Origin of the sequence: Microcystis sp. LE19-195.1E, assembly GCF_027532095.1 — a bacterium.
Lineage (GTDB): Bacteria > Cyanobacteriota > Cyanobacteriia > Cyanobacteriales > Microcystaceae > Microcystis > Microcystis aeruginosa.
Genome location: NZ_JAPZSZ010000329.1, coordinates 1 through 3,375, shown reverse-complemented (window position 1 = coordinate 3,375; position 3,375 = coordinate 1). Strand labels below are relative to the sequence as shown.

Annotated in this window: 2 protein-coding genes; both read right to left on the bottom strand. The window is 45.8% G+C overall.

The genetic code is table 11. The features are described from left to right. Nucleotides 1–196 precede the first annotated feature (196 nt). Nucleotides 197–1,075, bottom strand: a complete 879-nt coding sequence (gene rsmH / locus O9300_RS17915; protein ID WP_287973107.1) for a 16S rRNA (cytosine(1402)-N(4))-methyltransferase RsmH — start codon at nt 1,073–1,075, stop codon at nt 197–199. A 249-nt stretch (nt 1,076–1,324) separates the two neighbouring features. After that, nucleotides 1,325–2,836 (bottom strand): threonine ammonia-lyase, biosynthetic, encoded by a 1,512-nt coding sequence (gene ilvA, locus O9300_RS17910; protein ID WP_190723088.1) that lies wholly within the window; start codon nt 2,834–2,836, stop codon nt 1,325–1,327. Nucleotides 2,837–3,375 lie beyond the last annotated feature (539 nt).

The window sequence follows — 3,375 nt, the reverse complement described above, 5'->3', positions numbered from 1 at the left end:
AAAAATAGGCTTTTCGAGGGTAATTCTTGTTTTAATTCTCCATGTACGCAGTCTTTAAAAGCCTCTATTTCGTTCCAAGACACGATTAAGAGTGGCTTTTAGGCTAAGTATAATTACTCATCGCGTAAGTGAGATGCTCCCGATAACGACTCCCCAAAACCAGAGAGTTTGTACCTCACCATTAAGATAACTGCTATCAGATAACCTCTGATTCGATCTTTTGGGCTATTCTTAGTTTAGCCGAACGAGAACGAGGATTTTTAGCTTGTTCTTCTCGGCTGGGGATAATCGGCTTTTTCGTGATAATTTTCAAGGAATTATCTTCGCGAAAGCCATACTTGATCAGACGATCTTCTAGACTATGAAAACTGATCATAGCGATAATTCCCCCGGATTTTAGCCAGTGGGGGGCTTGATGTAACAATTTTTGCAGAGAATCTAATTCTTGGTTAACAGCGATGCGTAGGGATTGAAAAACCCGCGTTGCCGGATGAATACGTCCATAACGGTAACTAGCGGGTACAGAACTAGCGATGACAGCCGCTAATTCTGTAGTGGTAGTAAAAGGACGTTTTTGGACGATCGAGCGAGCAATAGGACGAGATAAACGTTCTTCTCCGTATTGATAAAAAAGATCTGCTAATTCTTTTTCCTGCCAATGGTTGATAATATCGGCTGCCGTTAGGGATTGACAGCGATCCATCCGCATATCTAAGGCTGCCGTGTGGCGAAAACTAAAGCCGCGCTCGCTCTGATCGAATTGGGGAGAACTGACTCCTAAATCGGCGATAATGCCATCAAAACTGCTATTTTGTCCATTATAATCGGCGAAGTTCCCCCACCAGAGGGTTAAACGGCTATCTAGATGGGGGGCGAGACTAATTTTAGCGGCTTCTAGGGCGCTTTGATCGCGATCGATGGCGGTTACTGTCGTTTCGGGATGAGCTTCTAAAAGCAAGCGGCTGTGTCCACCACCGCCTAGGGTAAGATCGAGATAATGCCCCCCGGGTTGAATATTTAAGCCGGCGATTAATTCTTGACTCAAAACGGAAATATGGGGAAAATCTTGATTCATCTGCTGATAACTTCCTGAAAATGGCGATTTAACCTAGGGTTTGCTGAAAAAGTTTGTTAGTGGGGGCAGGGTGTGGGGTGTAGGGTGTAGGGTGTAGGGTTTTACCGATTTTGAGGTAGTCAGTTACCTAATTTTCAGGGAAAAAGTGCCTGAATTTTACCCCCGATCACTCCAATGGTCAGCACTTTTTGAGGTCAAAAAAGTCTAAAAGCCTTATCCAACAAGGTTTTTAGATTTATTCAGCCAACCCTAACCTAAAAACAACTGATAGGCCCGGTTTTGACTTTCATCCCAATAGCGATAGCCGAGAGTATCGAGAAAAGCTTGCCATTGATTCATTTCATCGGGGGGGACCTGTATGCCCACGACGATGCGCCCGTAATCGGCTCCGTTATTGCGATAATGGAAAACGCTGATATTCCAGTGGGGACTCATGGAGGCGACAAATTTCATTAAAGCCCCCGGTCGTTCGGGAAACTCGAAGCGGTAAAATAATTCATGATCGGCTAAATGCGATCGCCCTCCCACCATGTGGCGCAGATGCAGTTTAGTCAATTCATCATCACTAATATCGAGGGTTTTAAAGCCGCAAGCTTCAAAACTCTCGGCTAATTTCTTGGCATCAGTGCGATTTTCGATCTGGGCGCCGACAAAAATATGTGCTTCTTTTTCATCGGCAATACGATAACTAAATTCGGTTAAATTGCGTTTGCCGACACATTCGCAAAAACGCCGTAAACTGCCCGGTTGTTCGGGAATAGTCACAGCATACAACGCCTCGCGCCGTTCCCCTAATTCCGCCCTTTCCGCCACAAACCGCAGACGATCAAAGTTCATATTCGCCCCACAAGCCACAGCAACGAGGGTTTTATCCTCAATTCCTTCTCTTTCTACATAAGCTTTCGCTCCTGCTACCGCTAACGCCCCCGCAGGTTCTAAAATCGAGCGTGTATCTTGAAAAACATCCTTAATCGCCGCACAGATATCATCCGTATCCACGAGGATAATCTCGTCCACATACTGCTGACAGAGACGAAAAGTCTCCTCTCCCACCTCGCGCACCGCCACCCCATCGGCAAATAATCCCACTTGGGACAAACGCAGCCGATAACCGGCTTTTAGGGATTGATTCATCGCGTCTGAGTCCACAGGTTCCACCCCGATAATTTTAATTTCTGGACGTAAACGCTTGACATAGGCTGCAATACCTGATATTAAGCCACCGCCACCAATAGCGACAAAAATCGCCTCGATCGGTTGCTGATATTGTCGTAAAATTTCCATACCGATCGTACCCTGGCCGGCGATTACCTCCGGGTCATCGAAGGGATGGATAAAAGTTAAGCCTTTTTCCGCTTCTAACTGCTGCGCGTAGGTGTAGGCATCATCGTAGGTGTCACCGTGCAGGACGACAATCCCGCCCCGGGCTTTTACCGCGTCGATTTTGACTTGCGGAGTGGTGACAGGCATAACGATAATCGCTTGGGTTCCCAATTGCCGCGCCCCCAAAGCGACTCCCTGGGCATGATTTCCCGCCGAAGCAGCAATTACACCTTTTTGTAACAAATCCCTTGACAAATGCGCCATTTTGTTGTATGCGCCGCGCAGTTTAAAGGAGAAAACCGACTGCATATCCTCGCGCTTGAGTAAAAGCTGATTGTGCAAGCGTTGGGAGAGATTGGGGGCAAGTTCCAAGGGGGTTTCTTGGGCGACATCGTAGACGCGTGCGGTGAGGATTTGAACCAGGTAATCGCAGTACATTATTCTTTTTTGGCGGTGGGGATTGGCGAGTCAGGCTAGGATACAGAATAGATCATCGTCAGTCCGGTTAGCAATAAAGAGCTATCAGCTGTCAGCCGTCAGCTTTTTGCTCCCCTTCAACACGGAATCATTGGGGAGTTCTTGACATTCATCATCAAAGGCCGTCAATAGCGAAAAAATTGCCGAGCGAGAGATAGCCAGTCCGTTTTAACGGAACCGGCTGTGGAGCGAGACTAAGGGATTTATCCCGTTGTATCCAAAGTTTTGATATAGTCCCGCGGAATCTCTGCCATTGATACTCCTTCTTTCTCTGCATAAGCTTTTAATCGCTCATACTCTTTATCAGTCATCCACATTGAGAACTTTTTTTGTCTTGACATATATTCCTAAATAGGGTCTGCTGAAAAAGTAAAAAACAAAAACTCTCAAAAATCAGCCCGAATTTAAGATAAGTTTTTCTGTTGAGAAATCAGCTTTGTTATCATCTTTTGTAATCAAAGAGGGATGAATAAAGCTAAATTTAGATGTATAAAGAAATA